Here is a 409-nt window from a genome sequence, read left to right on the forward strand (position 1 = left end):
GCTCGTGGCCGCCGGGCAGGTCTGGGGCGAGGGCACCGCCGCCCTGGCCCGCGGCGAGGTGCCGGTCCGGGTCGAGGGCGGCGAGGTGACCGGGCTGCCCGGCGCCCTGGCGCTGGTCGGCCTCGCCGCGCTGGTCGCCGTCTTCGCCGTGCGCCGCACCGGCCGCACGCTGGTCGCCGTGCTGCTGTCCCTGTGCGGTGCGGGCACCGTCGCCGCCGCCCTCCTGGGGGCGGGCGACCGGAGCGCGCTGGAGGCGAAGGCGGCCGAGGCCAGCGGGCTGGCCCGGGGCTCGGTCGAGGCCGTCTCCTTCGGCCCCTGGCCCTACGTCGCCGCACTGGGAGGCGCGGCCCTGCTGGCCGCCGGGCTGCTGGCCCTGCGCCACGGGGGCCGCTGGCCCGCGATGTCGGGC

1 protein-coding gene is annotated in these 409 nt (G+C 81.7%); it reads left to right on the forward strand.

Annotated features, from left to right (window positions below; translation table 11 throughout):
• The coding region (locus tag AC2CJA_RS27300; RefSeq protein ID WP_484605288.1) for a TIGR02234 family membrane protein at positions 1-409 on the forward strand (409 nt) is incomplete at both ends.

It is taken from the genome of Streptomyces sp. ATLC9, from assembly GCF_057196705.1.